This window comes from Saccharopolyspora sp. NFXS83, assembly GCF_026241095.1.
GTDB lineage: Bacteria > Actinomycetota > Actinomycetes > Mycobacteriales > Pseudonocardiaceae > Saccharopolyspora_C.
Genome location: NZ_JAPFGB010000028.1, coordinates 38197 through 56258, shown reverse-complemented (window position 1 = coordinate 56258; position 18062 = coordinate 38197). Strand labels below are relative to the sequence as shown.

At 72.4% G+C, this 18062-nt stretch carries 14 protein-coding genes; 3 read left to right on the top strand and 11 right to left on the bottom strand.

Going from position 1 to position 18062, the window contains the following annotated elements; genetic code table 11:
* Positions 1-34: 34 nt before the first annotated feature.
* The 5 genes from OOZ19_RS24590 to OOZ19_RS24570 all read right to left on the bottom strand — a co-directional run bounded on the left by OOZ19_RS24590 (position 35) and on the right by OOZ19_RS24570 (position 5014).
* Positions 35-859 carry an ESX secretion-associated protein EspG gene (locus OOZ19_RS24590; RefSeq protein ID WP_266092528.1) on the bottom strand — a complete coding sequence of 275 codons (825 nt, stop codon included), beginning with the start codon at positions 857-859 and terminating at the stop codon, positions 35-37.
* Positions 860-944: 85 nt separating this feature from the next.
* The gene (locus tag OOZ19_RS24585; RefSeq protein ID WP_266092527.1) at positions 945-2306 is read right to left on the bottom strand and encodes a PPE domain-containing protein; all 1362 of its coding nucleotides are present in this window, start codon (positions 2304-2306) and stop codon (positions 945-947) included.
* Positions 2307-2318: 12 nt separating this feature from the next.
* On the bottom strand, positions 2319-2858 hold the full coding sequence (locus OOZ19_RS24580; RefSeq protein ID WP_266092526.1) for a DUF3558 family protein: 540 nt from the start codon (positions 2856-2858) through the stop codon (positions 2319-2321).
* A complete protein-coding gene (locus OOZ19_RS24575; protein WP_266092525.1) occupies positions 2855-3268 on the bottom strand; it encodes a hypothetical protein in 414 nt (137 codons plus the stop codon). Before OOZ19_RS24575 ends, OOZ19_RS24580 begins: the two co-directional genes overlap by 4 nt.
* A gap of 51 nt (positions 3269-3319) precedes the next feature.
* Positions 3320-5014, bottom strand: coding sequence for a DUF2207 domain-containing protein (locus tag OOZ19_RS24570; protein WP_266092524.1), 1695 nt, complete (start codon positions 5012-5014; stop codon positions 3320-3322).
* 209 nt (positions 5015-5223) lie between these two features.
* Here OOZ19_RS24570 and OOZ19_RS24565 point away from each other — a divergent pair, with 209 nt between their 5' ends.
* Complete coding sequence (locus OOZ19_RS24565; RefSeq protein ID WP_266092523.1) at positions 5224-6438, top strand: neutral zinc metallopeptidase; 1215 nt, start codon at positions 5224-5226, stop codon at positions 6436-6438.
* Positions 6439-6640: 202 nt separating this feature from the next.
* On the opposite strand, the gene OOZ19_RS24560 is transcribed toward OOZ19_RS24565, so the two are convergent.
* Together OOZ19_RS24560 and OOZ19_RS24555 are read right to left on the bottom strand one after the other, a co-directional pair.
* On the bottom strand, positions 6641-7069 hold the full coding sequence (locus OOZ19_RS24560) for a hypothetical protein (RefSeq protein ID WP_266092522.1): 429 nt from the start codon (positions 7067-7069) through the stop codon (positions 6641-6643).
* Between the two features lie 77 nt (positions 7070-7146).
* The gene (locus OOZ19_RS24555; protein WP_266092548.1) at positions 7147-8205 is read right to left on the bottom strand and encodes a potassium channel family protein; all 1059 of its coding nucleotides are present in this window, start codon (positions 8203-8205) and stop codon (positions 7147-7149) included.
* A 225-nt stretch (positions 8206-8430) separates the two neighbouring features.
* Here OOZ19_RS24555 and OOZ19_RS24550 point away from each other — a divergent pair, with 225 nt between their 5' ends.
* Positions 8431-8802 carry a DoxX family protein gene (locus OOZ19_RS24550; protein ID WP_266092521.1) on the top strand — a complete coding sequence of 124 codons (372 nt, stop codon included), beginning with the start codon at positions 8431-8433 and terminating at the stop codon, positions 8800-8802.
* Between the two features lie 46 nt (positions 8803-8848).
* Positions 8849-9385, top strand: coding sequence for a hypothetical protein (locus OOZ19_RS24545; RefSeq protein ID WP_266092520.1), 537 nt, complete (start codon positions 8849-8851; stop codon positions 9383-9385).
* 388 nt (positions 9386-9773) lie between these two features.
* Here OOZ19_RS24545 and OOZ19_RS24540 read toward each other — a convergent pair whose 3' ends face one another.
* The 4 genes from OOZ19_RS24540 to OOZ19_RS24525 all read right to left on the bottom strand — a co-directional run bounded on the left by OOZ19_RS24540 (position 9774) and on the right by OOZ19_RS24525 (position 17907).
* The gene (locus OOZ19_RS24540; protein ID WP_266092519.1) at positions 9774-10388 is read right to left on the bottom strand and encodes a hypothetical protein; all 615 of its coding nucleotides are present in this window, start codon (positions 10386-10388) and stop codon (positions 9774-9776) included.
* Between the two features lie 131 nt (positions 10389-10519).
* Positions 10520-13990 (bottom strand): ATP-dependent helicase, encoded by a 3471-nt coding sequence (locus OOZ19_RS24535; RefSeq protein ID WP_266092518.1) that lies wholly within the window; start codon positions 13988-13990, stop codon positions 10520-10522.
* A gap of 90 nt (positions 13991-14080) precedes the next feature.
* On the bottom strand, positions 14081-14434 hold the full coding sequence (locus OOZ19_RS24530) for a hypothetical protein (RefSeq protein ID WP_266092517.1): 354 nt from the start codon (positions 14432-14434) through the stop codon (positions 14081-14083).
* Positions 14435-14757: 323 nt separating this feature from the next.
* Entirely contained in the window at positions 14758-17907 is a 3150-nt protein-coding gene (locus OOZ19_RS24525) for an ATP-dependent helicase (RefSeq protein WP_266092547.1), read from the bottom strand.
* Positions 17908-18062: the final 155 nt, after the last annotated feature.

Here is an 18062-nt window from a genome sequence, read left to right as displayed (position 1 = left end):
GCGGGGTGTTCGCCGTTCGGCGAACACCCCCGGATCACGCGCGGACCTGCGCGATCAGCGAGTCGATCTCGGTGCCGATGGTGCGCGCATCGGCGGGGACGAGCGCGAAGACCTGCTCGCCCGAGCTGCCGCGCTCGACCCGGTTCAAGTACCGGCCGTCCGGCTCCAGGTTGTCGAACCAGGACACGACCGTGGACCGCCTCCTGCGGCCGTACTGGTCGCGCAGGTTCGCCGCGAGCTGCCCGATGCGCTGGTGCGGAGCGTTGCCGATCGCCTCGTAGAGCCGGACCTGCCGGTCGCCCGTGCTGCCGCGCTCCTCGGTGGCGGAGCGCATCATGCTCGCCTGCCCGAAGTCGTCCGGTTGCTGCTGCCGCTGCAACGACGCCTGCGGAACCCGGACCGGCCCCTGACCGCCGACCCGCGCCGGGGGCAGCGTGGCCAGCAGGACCTGCGGCAACGGCACGTTCTCGTGCACCTCGACGGTGACCAGGCCGCCGCGCTTCGGGTCCTCGCCGGGCGACTGCACCCCGAGCACCACCCGGTTCCCCTCGGTGAACACGGCGAGCGTGCGCCAGCAGTGGTCGGCGCCGACCTTCGGGAACCAGATCGAATCGACCCACAGGTACGGCGCGGCGAGCACCCGGAGCGCACCGGCGAGCGCGGGCGCGATCTCGTCGTCCACGACCGCGCCGCTCGCGTACATGCGGTCCAGTTCGGCTTTCGCCACGCGGCTGAACTGCTCCGCGGTGTACCCGGTGGACCGGCTGGTCAGCGGCAACGTCAGCCGGTCGATCCGCAGATGCTTGAGCGCCACGTCCAGGTGCACCGGCGGCAACTGCCAAGACCCCAAAGCGGTCACTGCGTTCTCTCCCCTGTGAAGTGCAGATGCCGAACCGCCGACCGGTCCCGTGGCCGACCGGCCCCCGATGCCGGTCGGCGGTGAATCACTCGCCCAGCACCGGCGGGGCGGTCTTCGGCATGTCGTTCATCCAGATGTCGTCGTGCTCCTCCAGCCAGGACGGGCGCTCGTGCTCGGCGTCCTCGCCCTGCTGGCCGCGCTGACCGGCACCGCCCATGCCGCCGCCCATGCCGCCTCGGCCGGCACCGGCGCCGCGCGCGCCGGCACCGCCACCGGCCGCACCCGCACCGGCACCGCCGATCCCGGCTCGTCCGCCCGCGCCGACGCCACCGGCGCCACGGCCCAGGCCGCCCGCACCGGCTCCACCGGCACCACCTGCGAGACCACCGGCCATGCCGCCGAGTCCGGCACCAGCGCCCGCACCGCCACCGGCGCCACCCGCACCGGGGCCGCCCACGCCGGGAAGCCCGCCGGAACCGGGCCCACCGGGCTGCCCGGCCCACTGGCTACCGCTGCCGGAAGGCGTGGTGGGCACGCCGCCGAGACCGCTGCCCGGCCCGCCGGAACCGCTGCCGTAACCACCGCCCGGAAGTCCGGAACCGCCGTAGCCACCACCCGGAAGGCCCGAGCCCGCGCCACCACCGATCCCGGATCCCGGCCCGTTGCCGAGACCGCCCGCACCGGGGCCACCGCCCCAGTCGGTGCCGGGCGGCGGAGTCGCCGGTGGCGGCTCCTTCGTGCTGCCGTCCGGCGCCGTGTACTGCGGCATCTTCGCGTCGACCTGCGTGAGCGTCGGGCTGTAGACGCGGCCCATCGTCTCCTGCGCGGCCTTCTCCGCCTGCTCCTGCTCCTCCATCTGGGAGAGCGCGTTCACGCCGGCTCCGGCAGCCCCGAACGGGATGGCGGACGCGACGGTGGAGCCCACGCTGAAACCCTCGGGCTTGTCGACGAGCTTGCGCGCCTGCCCCGCGGCCTCACCGGCGGCGTTGAGGTTGTTGCCGGTGACCTCGAAGGCGTCCGCGCTGGCCTTCATCCACTCGGACGCGGGCTTGCCGACCTCCTTCGCACTGTCGGCCGCTTCGCCCTGCCAGCCGCCCTCGACGATCTGCTGCAGGTCCTTGCCGTAGTTCTCGCCCCGCTCGCGCAGCGACTTGGCGAACTCGGTCCAGGCCTGCGCCACCTCGGCGACCTTGCCCTGGTCGATCGAGTCCTCGTTCGTCTGGAAGATCTGCGCGTGGTCGAACCCGGACCAGTTCACGCACTGCGTGATCGCGGGCGAGTCGTAACCGTTGACGTTCATCCCGGAGTTCTGCTGCGCCAGCTGCGCCTGCTGCCGCTGCGCGATCCGGTTCGCCTCTTCGCCGTGCTCCTTGCGCTGCTCTTCAGCGGCGCTCTCGTAGCCGAAGACCCGCGAGCCCGCGTTGTCGATCGTGTCGAAAAGCCCCATGATTCCCCCAGATCAAGCTGGCAAACGCGACGCGGTCTGATTTGCGATCTTTTCCAGATCACCGCACGGGTCGGCGACGGAGTCACGCATGTAGCCGACGAGTTGATACAACACGATCCCGTCACCGGCCGACACAACGGTAATGCAGCTTCCCTGCCCGGTGGCACCGGAAACGATCATCCGCGCAGCATCGCGACCAGCAACGTTGATTCGCGTGTACTCGTCGAACGAACCGCCCTTTTCGAGACTTTCGACGGTCTCATCGGCGTTCTTCTGCAAAGCGATGTCCTGTTTCTCGCCGTTCCACGTGCAGCCAGGCTGAAAACTCACTTGAGTGAAATCCTGAGCCTCAGTGGACACGCCGAACGAGATCAGCTCATCAGACTTAAAGAAGGTGCACGGATCAAAGCTTTCCAAGCCGGCGCCTTGAGCCGCAGAAGTCGGCGAAGCACCTTCCCCACCCGGACTCGAATCGCCGAGTGCACAAGATGAGAGCCCGAACAGCGCAAGTCCGGAGGCCACTGCGATCAGGGACCGGGAATACTTCCTCACTGCATACCTCGCCTGAGATCGTCGGCGTTCTGTTCGTCCATGGCACGGTAGTCCCGAGCTGCACCGCGGAACGCCTCAGCCTGCTTCTGCAACTCGTCCTGAAGATCACGAATCAGCTTGAGCGCACCGGCATCGCCATCAGCGGCCTTGTCTTGGAAGCGCTTCGCCAGTTGTTGACCATCGGGGTAATCCCCCAAGCCCTTTACGCTGCGCAAAGACTCTGCGCTCTTGTACAACCCCTGGAGCGCTTCGATTTCCTCCTCGACGCGCTTCGCGGCCTTTTCCGCGACCTCCGGGTCCAGGGACAGCATGCCCGCGCCGACCGACTGGTTGATCGACTGGGTCTGGGCGCTGACCGCCTTCAGACCTTCCTTCGCCGCCGCGAACCCGCCGGCATCCGCACTCGTCATCCCCAGGCCCCTCTGGACTCCACTGATCTCCCCCGACGAACGTCGATCACTTTAGCGCGACGCCACGGCATCGGTCTCCGGTTCGGGCGAACCCGACGAACCCCGCCGCGCTCCGAGCGCGGCGCACAGCGTCGTCGCGAACGCCGGGAAGGCCTCCCGGAAGCGAGCGAAGTCCGAGGGCGCGCCGCGTTCGGCGTACCAGTGCGGGCCGGGCGTGCCGTCGGGGGCGAGCGGGGTGAACTTGGCCAGCCACCGCTCGGCCTCCCCGAGCACCAGCGCGTACGGCAGCGACCGGGAGAACACCGTGTCCCGGTCGGCGTCCGGGATCTCCGCCACGGGCACGTCGCGCAGGTGGTCGCGCAGGCCGTGGATCTGCCCGACCAGCACGCTCCCCCGCGCCGTTCGCGCGGGCATGAGGCGAGCGGCGGAGGTCAGCGCCACTCCGCCGAGGACCACGGCCACGCCGAGCAGGCCGAGCGGCCCGGTGAGCGCCAGCAGCACCGTGAGCAGCGCTCCCGCCGCCGCGAGTCCGACGCCGCCCCACCAGAAGCGGTTGCGTTCGGCGTCGGGCCTGCGGGTGAACCAGTCGTGGGCGACGACCTCCGCGTACAGCGCTTCGCGCACCGGCGCGAGGTTGCGGCCCGCGAGCTCCGAGACCAGCACCTGCTCCCGGTCGCCGACGAGCAGGTCGTGCACGGCGCGTTCGTACTCGCGCAACCCGGGGTCCGGGGCGTTGCGGCGCACGATGCGCCAGTCCCCGTCCAGTTCCTCGATCCCGAGGTAGTTGCGCACCGCCAGGTCGACGACGGTGGCGGCGACGTCGACGAGGTCGACCCGTTCGTCGGCGACGGTGCCGATCTGGCCGGGCAGCACGCCGTCCGGCGACGCGAAGGCCGTGGTGCCGTCCGCTCTGGTCAGCAGGACCTCGACGGGCCCGGTCGCGGCGGCCGACGCCCGGTGGTCGCGCCCCCGGAAGCGCCAGAGGACGCCGATACCGCCGATCAGCAGCAGTGCCACGCCCGCCAGGCCCGCGCCGGTCTCGGGTGTCAGCGAGAACGCGTAGACCGGGTCGAAGCGCCGTTCGGTCACCGCGTTCGACGGCACGGCACCGGCGGGCACCCGCATCGACAGGTCCATCCGTTCGCCCGCCGCGAGCCCGAACTGCAGGACCTGCACCTGCCGGGTGCGCCCGATCTCGAAGCGGTCGCAGCGCTCGTGGCCGCCGACCGGCCCGGCGAGGCAGGTGATGTCCTGCGGCACCTGCGGGGCGAGCAACGACGCCGACACCCGGTCCACCGGCAGGTCCCAGCCCCCGGAGAGCTGCCAGCGGATCTCCTGCAGGTCTCCGGCTTCGGCTACGGCACCGCGCACGGTGTAGTCGAACGCCACCTCGCCGGGGAGCAGGGTCATCCGGGCGGCGTCCGGCCCGATCTCGATCTCGCCGCCGTCGACGCGGACGTCGGTGAGCGCGAAGACGCGGTCGGTTCCGTCGCCGGTGCGCTGCCGCAGCGGAATCGCCCGGCGCACGGGCGGACCGGCCGGAACGGTGATCCGTTCGGTGACGGTGAGCCCGCCGTCCCGTTGCAGCTTGACGTGCACGTCGGTGGAGACGGTGCCGGGGAGCACGTTCACCGGCCGGGCCGGTAGCGGATGCGCGGCTCCAGGTGCGGACCGGCCGGTCGCGGGGAGGCCGATCAGCGCGGCCACCGCGAGCAGCAGGACGACGAGGGCCGGTTTCCGCAACACGGCCCGAACGATAGCCGGGCCTGGCTAAGCTTCGGCCCGCGTCAGGACAACACCGGAGGGCGGTCACCGATGACGGGCGGGCTGTGGACTTCCGGTGCGGCAGGTGGTCGCCCGCACCTCCGATGTGGACTGATCGGTGGACCAACCCCGGTCCCGGCACCGCTAAGCTCGGTGCGCTCCAGTCGTCGGTGAAGCCGGGAGATCGGTCAATGACGCAGCAACCACCGCAGTCGCAACCCCCGTGGGGTGAGCGTCCGGTCGGCCCGCCACCAGCGTCGCAACCGCTGCCGCAACACCAGGCTCCGGCCCGGTACCAGGCTCCGCGGCAGGCGGGCCAGGAACAGCCGCACTACCTGCCCCCGCAGCTGCCGCCGCCGGCCCAGCCACCGCAGTGGGGACCGCCACCGTGGCAGCAGGGCTACGATCCCCCGCAGGCTCCGCCGCCGAAGCCTCGCAGGACCGCCCCCGGAGTGATCGTCGCCTTGGTGATCACCGGGTTGTTCCTGCTCGGCGCGGGCACCGTCGGCGTGAGCGCGCTGACGCGGTCCGGCACCGACGCGTCCGACTACGAGACCCCGGTGCACGAGACCGGCGACGGTTCGGCCAACGATTCGCGGACCTCGGCCGCGCCGACCACGTCGAGCGAGCCGAGCTCCACCCCTTCGTCGAGCGCCGCGCCCACCACGGCCCCGAGCAGCGGGTACGCGCCGGCCGCCCGGCCCGTCGCCGCGCTCGGCGACAACCCGATCAACATCCCCGGCAACGGCGCCGTGAACACGCCCTGCCCGCTGCCGCGGTTCGCCACCGACACGGCCGCGCAGGCGGCGTTCTACGAAGCCGCGCTGCCCTGCCTGATGGCGATGTGGGCGCCCGCGCTGCGGGAGGCCAACCTGCCGGTGCGGATGCCGTCCGTGCTCACCATCGACGGCACCGTCGAGAGCCCCTGCGGCACCCGGACCTGGGACCAGACGGCCATGTTCTGCCCCGGCAACAACACGATCTACATGACGGCGCGCTACTACGCCGACAAGGAGGGGCGCACCGACGCCGGTGTCTTCCTCGGCCAGTTCGCGCACGAGTTCGGGCACGCCGTGCAGAGCATGAGCGGCATCAACCAGGCCTACACGGCGGCGTCCTACGACGCGAACGGCACCAGCCCCGTCGGGCTCGAACTCACGCGGCGCTCGGAGTTGCAGGCGACCTGCTACGAGGGGATGGCGTTGGCCTCGCTGCAGAACGGCGGCGTGCACAACGACATCATCTTCGCCGCGCTCACCGATTCGCGCGGTCGCGGGGACGAGTACAACGCCCAGCCCGACCACGGCAGCATCGCCACCAACACGGCGTGGATCGACCAGGGCTTCTACAAGAACCGCGTCACCGAGTGCAACACCTGGATCGCCACGCCGGACCAGGTGGACTGACCTCCTGCTCCGGGCCCGCGGTGGTGACCGGAGCCGTCGCGCGCGGGATCGGGCGTCCCCCTGGCGGTTTCCAGGACCGGGCCGCGCCCGCGGGTACCGGCGGCGAGGGCGCGGAGTTCCAACCGTCCGCTGGAACGTGATCCGCCGGGTGCGCCCACCGTGGCACCGCGACGGGGCCGGAAGGTCGCCGACGAGCGGGTGATCAGCTCAACGCGCGGGGGCGGGTGATCAGCAGGGCGTAGCCGCCTCCCGCTATCGCGGCGAGGGTGCACAGGACCCAGCTCGCCCTGGAGTGCAGGCCACCGCTGTCGTCGGACTCGCCCGCCCGGACGGCGTGTTCTCCGCCGCCGGCCGGGATCTGCACCTGCATGGTCTGGCCCGCGGTGTGACCGCAGCCGTCCAATCGCAACTGCCGCACCTCGCCGTCGATCCGGACCTCCACCAGGTCGCCGCCCGCGGACGGGCCGCACGGCGCCGACTCGATCACCTTCGCCGTGGCGGAGCGCACCGCGCCGTCCGTGGAACCGATGTTCGGCAGCCGCCACCAGGACAGCGCCACCACTATGACCCCGAGCAGACCGAGCGCCACCAGGATCAGCGCCACCGATGCCGAACCGCCTCGTCGCCTCACACCGCAATGGTCCCAGAACGCCGGAAAAGGCTTCCATGGCCCGAGGTTTCGCCGTGACGGGCGGTTCTCCGCCGGAGTCAGGACTCGGCCGGGGTGACCTTCTTGACGTAGAGCAGCCGGTCGCCGACCTCGATCGCGTCGGCCTCCGGGGCGTCCACCCGGTACAGCTCACCGGCGCGCACGACGCCGAGCACGATGTCCGGCAGGTGCCGGGGCGAGCCGCCGACCTCCTTCGGGTCGACCTCCCGCTCCGCTATCGCCAGGCCCACGTCCGGGGTGAGCAGGTCCTCGAACATCTCCACCACGGAGGGCGTGGTGGTCGCCATCCCCAGCAACCGGCCCGCGGTCTCGCTGGAGACCACCACGGAGTCGGCGCCGGACTGGCGCAGCAGGTGCACGTTCTCGGCTTCCCGCACCGCGGCCACCAGCTGCGCCTTCGGCGCCAGTTCCCGCGCGGTCAGCGTGACGAGCACGGCGGTGTCGTCGCGGGCCGGTGCGACCACGATGGCGCGCGCCCGCGTCGCACCTGCGACGCGCAGCACGTCGGAGCGGGTGCCGGATCCGTTGACGGTGACCAGTCCCAGGGAGGACGCCGTTTCCAGCGCCGCGTGATCGGTGTCCACGACGACGATCCGCTGCGGGTCGGCACCGTCGCCGAGCAGCGCGGTGACCGCCGAGCGGCCCTTCGTCCCGTAACCGATGACGACCACGTGGTCGCGCACCTTCGTCCTCCAGCGTTGGATCTTCAGTGCCTGCCGGGAGCGTTCCGTGAGCACTTCGAGCGTGGTGCCGACCAGCACGATCAGGAACAGCACCCGCAGCGGGGTGATGACCAGGACGTTCACCAGCCGGGCGAGCGGGCTGACCGGGGTGATGTCGCCGTATCCGGTCGTCGACAGCGACACCGTGGCGTAGTAGACCACGTCGAGCAGGCTCAGCTCGCCGCCCGCGGTGTCCCGGTAGCCGTCGCGGCCGACGTAGACGATGGCCACGGTGGCCGCCAGCGCCAGCCCGGCGCCGATGATCCGGCGCACGATGGAGCGCACCGGGCTGATCGTGACTTCCGGCATCCGGATCACGCCGACCAGCGTGTGGTCCGGGCGGTCGGTGAGCCGTTCCGTGATCGGGTTCCGCATTCGCCCGCCGATCAGGTGGCTCGCCCGGCTCGGGCCGCGCCCGCTCACCACGGCGATCCTCCGGTTTTCGCGCCTTGGGACACGATTCCCCCGATTCCGGCTGAGCGTGCTGACGACGACGCTGAACATAACCCGCTCGGGCGGCGGCGCACCGCAAGCCCTCCCGTACCGCGCGCGTCACCCGGCCATTGCCGCCCGGTACCGCATCGTGCAACGCTGCGGCGCATGTCCTTCCCCCGTTCAGCGCCCCTGCTCGCCGGCGTCCTCGCCACCGCGGGCGTGCTGCACTTCGCGAAGCCGAAGCCGTTCGACAGCATCGTCCCGAAGCAGCTGCCCGGTTCGGCCCGCACCTGGACCTACGTCTCCGGTGTCGCCGAGCTCGGTTGCGCGGCGGCGGTGGCGCATCCGCGGTGGCGCCGCTTCGGCGGCCTGCTCACCGCCGGGCTGTTCGTCGGCGTGTTCCCGGCGAACGTGCAGATGGCGCTGGATTACCGGCGGAAACCGCTGCCGCAGCGGGCCATCGCCTACGGCCGGTTGCCGTTGCAGCTGCCGTTGATCGCGTGGGCGTGGCGAGTTCGCTCCACCGCAACGAAATAGCCACCGGACGTAGTCCGCGGCGGGGCGGCCGGTTTACCATTTCCCAGTGCAGCAGCTTGAGCACGCCGCCGACGCTCTCGACTGGAAGGGACTCCTGGTCCCGCACGTCGAGGTGCTCGGAACCCGTTTCGCCGCCGTCACCCGAGTTCGGCGCGACGTGCACCTGTGGCGCCGCGAGCACGGCTGGGCCCCTGAGGACGATCCGCTGTGGTTCCGGTCTTGGTCGCAGCCGTCCATGCACGACCACCTGCCGCTCGCCGCGGTCGACGTGGTGGGCATCCTCGTCCCGGTGCGGAAGGCGAAGTACGGCCTGCGCGCCTGCGGGAACCTGATGACGCTGGCGCCGTGCAGCGTGGTGCTGCCGCGCGGCCACCCGTACCGCCCGTGGCCGATGACCGAACTGGACTACTACGGAATCGGCGTCGTGGCCGACCACGGCGCGGAACCGTCCGAAGTGCTGCTCCCCCCGGAGGACCGCTCCTCCGAGTTCGGCGCTTCCCTCTTCGGCCGCTGGCTGCAAGAGGTCCTGTACTCCCTGGTCCTCCAACGAGACCCCGAGCTCGCCGAGAACCCCACGGCCTGATCGGCACCACAGCGGCACACCCATCTCACCCGAGTCAGCGCGGCAAAACCGACTCCTTGCGGCCGAAGGCCGTGCCTGTGTGCGCGCCAGCGCACAGCCCACGTCGAAAAGCCGCTCACCCGCGGGTTCTCAGCGTCCTTCTCGCGAGGACAGCTTTTCCCTCGTGCCGGAGCCACTCGGGAAAAAGATCCCGCAGCGAGAAGGACGCTGAGGTTCCGCCACCCGGACACCAGAGCGGAACGAGCCGCGAAAGCAGTCAGTAAACCCGACCTTCCACCGCACCACAGCAACCACACACCCAAGCCGGGGAAGGCCTTACAACCCGACACCCCACCCCAAGCCGAGCAAAGCTCCAAAGCCGACCACCAAAGCAGAACGATCCCAGCGCTCAAGCCAGAACGTACTCGTGCCAGTTCATGCCGTGGGGGTTCCAGCCGAGTCCTCGGCCTTCCTTCGCCGCCCGCAGCGCCTGCATGGTGTGCGGCCAGCGGCGGATCACGTTGGCCACGGCGACCGGGGTCATCAGTTCGCTGGTGCGGCGGTGGTCTCCGGGGCCGAGGAACGCGATTCCGCCTGGCGTGGACAGGATGTCGGTGAGCGGCACCTGTCCGGACAGCGTGGTCTTCTCCACGCTGATCAGGGTGTTGGGGTGCAGGTCCGGCGGCCAGGTGCGCCGGTCCAGGTCAGCGGCGACGGGCTGGTCGCAGTTGCCGCAGCGGCACTCGAACTCACCGGCCCAGCCGTGCTTCGCCCAGGACCACACGACGCCGGCGCCCACGTCCAGGTCGGACAGCGCGGCCACGTGCGGCCAGGCTCCGACGACGGCGCTGAGCATGGTGCGCTTGGTGGGCCGGGTTTCGCCTTCCGGGCCGCTGAACGACCAGGTGCCCGAGTCGTCGCGGTGCACCCGGACCAGCGGCGCCCGCAGCGACAGCACGTCGGTGTCGACGAGCACCTCGGCCTCGGGCGGGGTGTTGAGTTTCCACTCCGTGTTCTGCTCCATCCCGAGCATCGTCATGCGTCCGAACGGGCGACCACAAGATCCACCACCCGAAGGTGTGGATCTACCCCATGTCGCTGACGACGGAACTTCGACCGTGCGTCGATCCCGCAACGGGCGAACGGCCGAGGCGCCTACGCTCCTGAATCGGGAACGGAGTCGATCAGCTCGCGGAGGCCTTCCGCGTCGAAGAGGTCGGCCGGCCGCAGGGTGGTGTCGTGGCGGACGTAGTGGAACGCCGCGCGCACCTTCTCCAGCGGCGCCTCGGCCAGTTCCGCCCATGCGAGCCGGTAGGCGGCGAGCTGCACGGCGAGCGCGGGCACCTGGTCGTCGGCGGGCACCGCGCCGGTCTTCCAGTCCAGCACGGTCCAGCCTCCGTCGGCGTCGGCGAACACGGCGTCCATCCGGCCGCGCAGCACGATCCCCGCCACCTGGGTCTCGAACGGCACCTCGACCTTGTGCGGCACCCGGTCGGCCCAGGATCCGCGGCGGAACGCGTCTTGCAGCCCGGTGAGGTCGTCCTGCGGCGGCGCGGTCTCGTCGGCGGAGCCGGGCAGTTCGTCCAGGTCGAGCAGCGCGCTGGAGGTGAAGCGGTGTTCCAGCCACGCGTGGAACGCGGTGCCGCGGCGGGCCATCGGGTTCGGCGGCATCGGCAGCGGGCGGCGCAGCCTGCGGGCGAGGGCTTCCGGGTCGGCGGCGAGTTCGACGAGGCGGCTCACCGAGAGGTGGCCGGGCAGCACGACCTGTTCGCGGCGCTGCGCCGCCGCTTCCCGTTCGGCGAGCAGCACGTCGACGTCGCGCGCCCAGCTCAGCTCGTCGTCCTCGGCGTCCGCGGGCGGCTCCGACTCGTCGTCCGGTGATTCCGCATCGAGCGTCAGGTCGGCCTCGTCCGGCGGCAGCTGGTCCTCGTCGTCCGGCGGCTCGTCCGGCGGAAGGTACTCCTCGTCATCGGGCAGCGGCTCCGGCGGCAGGTCGGCGTCGTCCGGCGGACCGGAATCCGCTGTCCGCCGCACATCCGCCCCGGCCACACCGGTGTCCGCAGTGGACGGTTCGGTTCGCGCCGTGACCATCGCGGCCCGCACCAGGTCGGCTCCGGCGACCACCGCGCTGCGCCGCGGCCCCAGCGGATCGGCCGGCCATTCCACCGAGCGCAACGCGTCCGCCAGCGGGTTCTCCGCGTCCTCCGCCGGTTCCTCGACCCACTGGCCGATGTCACCGGCGCCGGTCCCGCGCAGCACGTCCGCCAGCTCGGTGAGGAAGTCCGACGGGCCCTTCGGCTTCTTGCCGCCTTCCTGCCACCAGTGCCCGGACAGCAGCAGCACCCGCTCGGACCGGGTCAGCGCCACGTACAGCAGCCGCCGCTCCTCGGTGAGCCGCCGGTCCTCGAACTCGCCGTCGTGGCGCTTGAGCTCGTCGCTGATCTCCTTGCGGTCCATGCCGGTGAGCCGGTCCAGGTCGAGAGCGGGCAGGTCTCGGGCGTCACCGCGCATCGTGGCGGGCAGCTCGGTCACCGAGGTCAGCCACGAACCGGAGTGCCTGCGACCGGGGAACACCTGGTCCACCAGGTGCGGGACCGCGACGACCTCCCATTCGAGGCCCTTCGCGGCGTGCACCGTGAGCACCTGCACCCGGTCCTCGGCCACCTCGACCTCGCCCGGTTCCAGCCCGTCCTCGGCGCGTTCGGCGGCGGTGACGTAGTCCAGCAGCGCCGACAGCGGCGCGGAGGGGCTGGCGGTGGCGAAGTCGGTGACCACGTCCGCGAACGCGTCCAGGTGGATGCGTCCCGCCCCTGCCGGGCGGGCGAGGCTTTCGATGTCCAGCAGCAAGGTCCGCTCGACGTCGGCCACCAGCTCCGGCAGCGGCTGGTCCAGCCTGCGCCGCAGCCGCACCAATTCCTTGCCGAGCGACCGGATCCGCTCGTAGCCCGCCGCCGAGTAGGCCTCCGGCGGTCCGGGGTCGTCGAGCGCGTCGACCAGACCGGCCTGCTCCGCGTGCTCCCCCGGCAGCACGTCGTCGACCGAATCCGCGCCGGCCTCCTCCGCGGCGGGCCCGAGCCGCCGCGCCCGGTCCCACAGCGCGGCGATGTCGGCGGCACCGAGGCGCCAGCGGGCACCGGTCAGCAGCCGCATGGCCGCCGAACCCGCCAGCGGTTCCACCAGCACGCGCAGCGCGCTCACCAGGTCTCGCACCTCGGGTTCGTCGAGCAGCCCGCCGAGGCCGACGACCTCCACGGGCAGCCCGCGTTCGCGCAGCGCGCCGGCCAGGCCAGCCATGTCGGAGCGGCGCCGCACCAGCACCGCCGACGTCGGCGGGGAGCCCTTCTCGTCGAGCACCGCGTGCCACTGCTCGGCGATCCGGTCGGCGACCCAGTCGCGCTCCACCCGCACGTCTTCGACGAGCGCGGCGCGGATGTCCCCGGCTCCCGCGCCGTCGCGGGCGCGCAGTTCGTCGACCTCCAGCCCGGCGGCGCGCAGCGGTTCGGAGGCGGCGTTGGCGAGGCTGAGCACCTCGGGCGGGTTGCGGAAGCTCGTCAGCAGCCCGTACCGCCGCGCGGGGGCCGGCACGCCGTCCTCGGCGCGGGGGAAGTCGGTGGTGAACCGCGGCAGGTTCGCCGCGCTCGCCCCGCGCCAGCCGTAGATGGCCTGCGCCGGGTCGCCGACGGCCGTGACGGGCAGCGGGTCGGCGCCGGGAGCGACCCCGCCGAACAGCGCTCGCAGCAGCACCCGCTGCGCGTGACCGGTGTCCTGGTACTCGTCGAGCAGCACGGCGCCGTAGCGTTCCCGCTCGCCCGCCACCACCTCGGGATGTTCGGTGGCCAGCAGCGCCGCCAGCGACATCTGATCGGCGAAGTCCATCGCCGCTTCGCGCCGCTTCTGCTGCGCGTAGGTCTCCAGCAGCGGCAGCAGGGCGGCCCGCAACCGCTGCGCCGCGATGACCTTCGTGAGGTCCTGGGGGAGTTCGGCGCGCTGCCGCTTCGCCCGCGGCGCGTCCTCGATGGTCCGGCACAGCCGTTCGGCGTGCTCCCGCAGCTGGTCCGGCCGCACCAGGTGTTCGGCCAGCTCACCGGCGAGCGACAGCAGGTACCCGGTGACGGTGGAGGGCACCTTCTCGGTGTCCAGGTCCTCCGTCCACGTCGACACGACGCGGTGCGCGAGCTGCCAGGACGCGGTCTGGGTGAGCAGCCGCGCGCCCGGCTCCACCGGGATCCGCAGCCCGTGCTCGCCGACCAGCCGCCCCGCGTAGGCGTGGTAGGTCAGCACGGTCGGCTCTTCGGCCAGCACCTGGTTGCGCAGGCCCCCGCTCGGATCCACCTCGTCCAGCAACCCGGACCCGGCGAGCCGCCGCAGCCGAGCCCGCACCCGGTCCGCGAGCTGCCGAGCGGCCTTGCGGGTGAAGGTCAGCCCCAGCACGTGCTCCGGGGTGACGAACCGGTTCGCCACCAGCCACACCACGCGGGCCGCCATCGTCTCGGTCTTGCCCGCGCCCGCGCCCGCCACGACCAGCGCCGGTTCGGCGGGCGCGGCGATCACCGCGGCCTGCTCCGGAGTCGGCGGGTGCAGCCCCAGCCCCTGCGCGATGCGATGCGGACTGATCCGTTCAGGCAAGCGTCGCTCCACTCCAGGCTGTTCCGGCAGGTCAGCGCCGGTTGTAGCACGTCGCCACGACCAGCCCCGCTGGTGCCCGCTCCACCTCGCTCAGCGGCGCTTCTTCGACGGGGGGACGGGCTTGAGCTGGCGCTCGCACTCGCAGTTGTTGTCGTAGACGGCCTCGGCGGTGATCGTCGGGCCGTCGTTGAGCCCGGTCACGATCGTCTCGCCGCGACGAGACTCGGTCAGCCAGATCTCGGTCTCGTCGGTGAACCCGACCTCGTCCTCGGTCAGTCCCATCGCCGCGCGCAAGGTCCCCGCGAGCCAGGCCGCTACCTCTTCCGGGGAGTGCATGACCTCGTCGGGATCGAGCATCCGCCGCTCCGCCGCGCTCAACGCGTGCGAGAGCGTGGAGCGTTCGACGTATCCGTGGTGGTGCAGGCCGTTCGAGTGCTGCGCCATGACTCCCCTTTCGATTCCGAACCCTCACCAAAGTAGCTGCACGCTGCGTCATCTTTCGAGAACCCGCCCTGAGCCGATCGTGAACATCACTCCGCGAAAGGGATGAACTCGCGGATCCGACGGGCGACTCGGGGCTGGCGACTCTGCTCCAGCGGCGGCAGCGCTCGCGTGGAGGCGGGGTGCATCAGCCCGGCACCGGCGATCCGGGACGCGAAAGACCGCGCGGGCGGGGCTGATCGCCACGCCCGGCGATCAGCGGACCGCGGCGTTGCGCGGGCTCGGCGCCGACCGTTTCGACGGCCTCCCCTGCGGAAGCCCTCCCGTCACTGGCCGACTTGGCGGCCTTCCGGGTGGATGGGGCAGGACGGGCGGGCCGGGCAGCGGGGGCAGTCCGAGTTCTCGGCGGCGACGTAGGCCGGGCCGACGCTGGAGGCCGCCGCGTCGTGCACCACGTCCAGCCACACCCGCAGCCGGTCCTCGTCCAGGCCTTCCTGCGCCCGCTCGGTCCACGGCCCCTGCCGGGAGGACTTCGCCACGTACAGCAGCCGCGCCCCGCCGGGCTCGGTGAGCGCGTCCGGTGCGGCTTCGCCGCCCTGGAACGCGCCGAGCGCGGCGGCGAGTTGGTAGACCGCCAGCTGCGGGTGCTCCTGCGCATCGTCGGCGCTCACCGCGGACTTGCTCGTCTTGACGTCCACGACGACGGGTTTGCCGTCGCCGTCGGCCTCCAGGCGGTCCACCCGGCCGCGCAACCGCAGCTTCGGGCCGCCTTCGCGGCTCGGCACCTCCAGGTCCAGGTCCCGCTCCACGCCGAGCTGCGTCAACTCGGCGCGGGAGCTCTCCAGCCAGCCGAGGAACGCGTCGAGCATGCCCTCCACGCGGCGCCGCTCGTGGCGGGAGAACCACGGCGCTCCGGCGTCGACGGACTTCCACGCCTGGTCCAGCGCTTCCCGCAGCTGCTCGCGGTCGGCGCCTTCGGCGGCCTTCTCCACCAGGGCGTGCACCAGGGTTCCGGTGACGGAGGCGAGTTCGGCTGCGTCCTCACCGCCGTGGCGCTGCACCATCCACCGCAGCGGGCACTTGCTCAAAACGTCCACAGTGGACGGTGATACCTTGACCGCTTCGTCCTGCTCGACCAGCGGCGCCGAGGTGGAGCTCTCCGGCAAGCCGTACCAGCCGTCCGGGTCCGCGCCGGGAACTCCGGCGACCGCGAGCCGCGCGAGCTGTTCGGCGGCCCGCTCCCGGCGGCCCGGTTTGGCCTCGCCGTCGCAGACCACCCGGCGCAGCTCCGCGACGAGTTCGCCCAGCACCAGGCCGCGTTCCGGGCGCAGCAACGGCCGCTGCTGCTCCACGTCGGTGCTGATCCCCTCCAGCTCGTCGAGGAAGCGGGACGGCTGCTCGTCCTCCCCGCGCACCGCGCTCACCAGCAGCGACCGCCGCGCGCGACCGGCGGCGACGAGCAGCAGGCGCCGCTCCTCCGCCAGCAGCGGCGCGGTGGCCGACACCCGCTCCTGCTCGTCCATGCCGGAGAGCACGTCCACCAGGCGCCCGGTGTGCAGCAGCGAACCCCGCAGCCGCAGGTCGGGCCACGTCCCCTCCTGCACGCCGGGAATCGCCACGACCTCCCACTCCCGGCCCGCCGAGGCGTGCGCCGTCAGCACCGACACCGCATCGCCCGCCGGGGCCGTCGGCGCCAGGCTGCTGCCGGTGATGCGCTGCTTGCTCAACTCGTCGACGAAGCCCACGACGTCCGAACCGGGCTTGCGGTCCGCGTACTGCGCGGCGGCGTCGAACAGCGCGACCACCGCGTCCAGGTCCCGATCGGCCTGCGCTCCGGCGATGCCGCCCCGTTCGGACGCCGACACCCAGCGCTGCTCCAGGCCACTGGCCTTCCACACCCGCCACAACGCCTCTTCGACGCCCTTGCCGATCACCTCGGTCGCGGTGGCCAGCAACGCCGCGAGCCTGCGGGCCGGGCGCGCGGCGGCGTCCTCCAGGCCCGTGAGCCGGTCGCCGTCGCGCAGCACCTCCACCAGCAGCTCGCCGCTGGACTTCTGCTCCCCGGTGGCCTTCTGCAACCGCAGCAGTCCGCGGCGCAACCGCCGCAGCGCCAACGGATCCGCGCCGCCCAGCGAGGAGGACAGCAGCGCCTCCGCCGCATCCGGGTCCAGCGCCGGTGGGCTCGCGGCGCAGCGCAGCAGCGTCAGCAGCGGACGGATCGCGGTGCGGTGCGCCAGCGGCACGTCGTCCACCGGCAGCACCAGCGGCACGCCCGCCGCCAGCAGCGCGCGGCGCAGCACCGGCAGCGACTGGCCGGTGGAGCGCACGATCACCGCCATGTCCGACCACGGCACCTCGTCCAGCAGGTGCGCGCGGCGCAGCTGGTCGGCCACCCACGCCGCCTCCTGCGCCTGGGTGCCGAGCAACCGCACCTGCACCGAGCCGCCATCGCCGTCCGGTGGCCGCAACGCGCGCTGCGGCCCGGCGCCCGGCAGGCCCTGGATCAACCTGCCCACGGCGGTGTGCACCGCGGGCGACATCCGGCGGCCGGTGGTGAGCACCTCGGTGCGGTCCGGTTCGGCGCCGGTCAGGGCGCTCGGGTCGGCGCCGCGGAACGAGAACACCGCCTGGTCCGGGTCTCCGGTCAGCAGGAACTCCCGCGCCGGGTCGCCGAGCCTGCGGATCAGCTCGAACTGCTGCGGGTCCAGGTGCTGCGCGTCGTCGACCAGCAGGTAGCGCACCCGGTCGCGCTCCGCGGCGAGCAGCTCCGGGTCGGTGTCGAAGGCCAGCAGCGCTTGGGCCACCAGTTCCGCCGCGTCCAGCTCCGCACCGCCATGCCCGCCACCGCGCAGCAGGGTGACCTGCTCGTACTGGATGCCGAACTTGCCCGCGGCCACCCATTCCGGGCGGCCGTGGCGCTCGCCCAGCTCGATCAGCTCGGCCGGTCCGGTGCCGCGCTCGGCCACGCGCAGCAGCAGATCGCGCAGTTCACCGGCGAACGCCTCCACCGGCAGCGCGGCGCGCAGCGAATCCGGCCAGTCCCGCGCGCCGGTGTCGAGATCACCGTCGAGCAGCTCGCGGACCAGCGCGTCCTGGTCTGGGCCGTTGAGCATCCGAGGTGGTGGCGCCTCCGCCAGCACCGCCTGCAACCGCAGCACCGCGAACGCGTAGGAGTGCACGGTGCGCACCAGCGGTTCCTGCGCGGTGCGCAGCCCCTCGCCGGAGGTGAGCCGCCGGGTGATCTGCGCCCGCATCCGGGTCGCCGCCGCTCGACCGGAGGTCAGCACCAGCACGTTCTCCGGCGGGACGCCGTGGCGCAGGATCCGGTCGGCGGCGACCTCGGCCACCAAGGTCGTCTTCCCGCTGCCGGGGCCGCCGAGGACGCGCACGAAACCGCCGCCGGCGGCGTCGAGCACCCGCCGCGCGGGCTCGTCCCAGTCCAGCCGTCGTCCGCCGCCGGGCCGGCGGACGAGCACCGGCGCCGCGCGGCGCGGGGCCGACTCGCGACGAGTCGGCTCGCGGGCAGAGGTCCTGTTCGGGGCGGGCACGGCACCGATGGAATCACGCCGCACCGACACCGATCGCGCAGGCCGGGCCGACGCAGTCGGAATAACGGTAATTTCCCACGCCG

Coding starts and splice junctions, on each gene's coding strand:
- OOZ19_RS24585 (WP_266092527.1), bottom strand. CDS start 2,306: ATGGGGCTTTTCGACACGATCGACAACGCGGGCTCGCGGGTCTTCGGC.
- OOZ19_RS24575 (WP_266092525.1), bottom strand. CDS start 3,268: ATGACGAGTGCGGATGCCGGCGGGTTCGCGGCGGCGAAGGAAGGTCTG.
- OOZ19_RS24565 (WP_266092523.1), top strand. CDS start 5,224: ATGACGCAGCAACCACCGCAGTCGCAACCCCCGTGGGGTGAGCGTCCG.
- OOZ19_RS24555 (WP_266092548.1), bottom strand. CDS start 8,205: ATGCGGAACCCGATCACGGAACGGCTCACCGACCGCCCGGACCACACG.
- OOZ19_RS24550 (WP_266092521.1), top strand. CDS start 8,431: ATGTCCTTCCCCCGTTCAGCGCCCCTGCTCGCCGGCGTCCTCGCCACC.
- OOZ19_RS24540 (WP_266092519.1), bottom strand. CDS start 10,388: ATGGAGCAGAACACGGAGTGGAAACTCAACACCCCGCCCGAGGCCGAG.
- OOZ19_RS24530 (WP_266092517.1), bottom strand. CDS start 14,434: ATGGCGCAGCACTCGAACGGCCTGCACCACCACGGATACGTCGAACGC.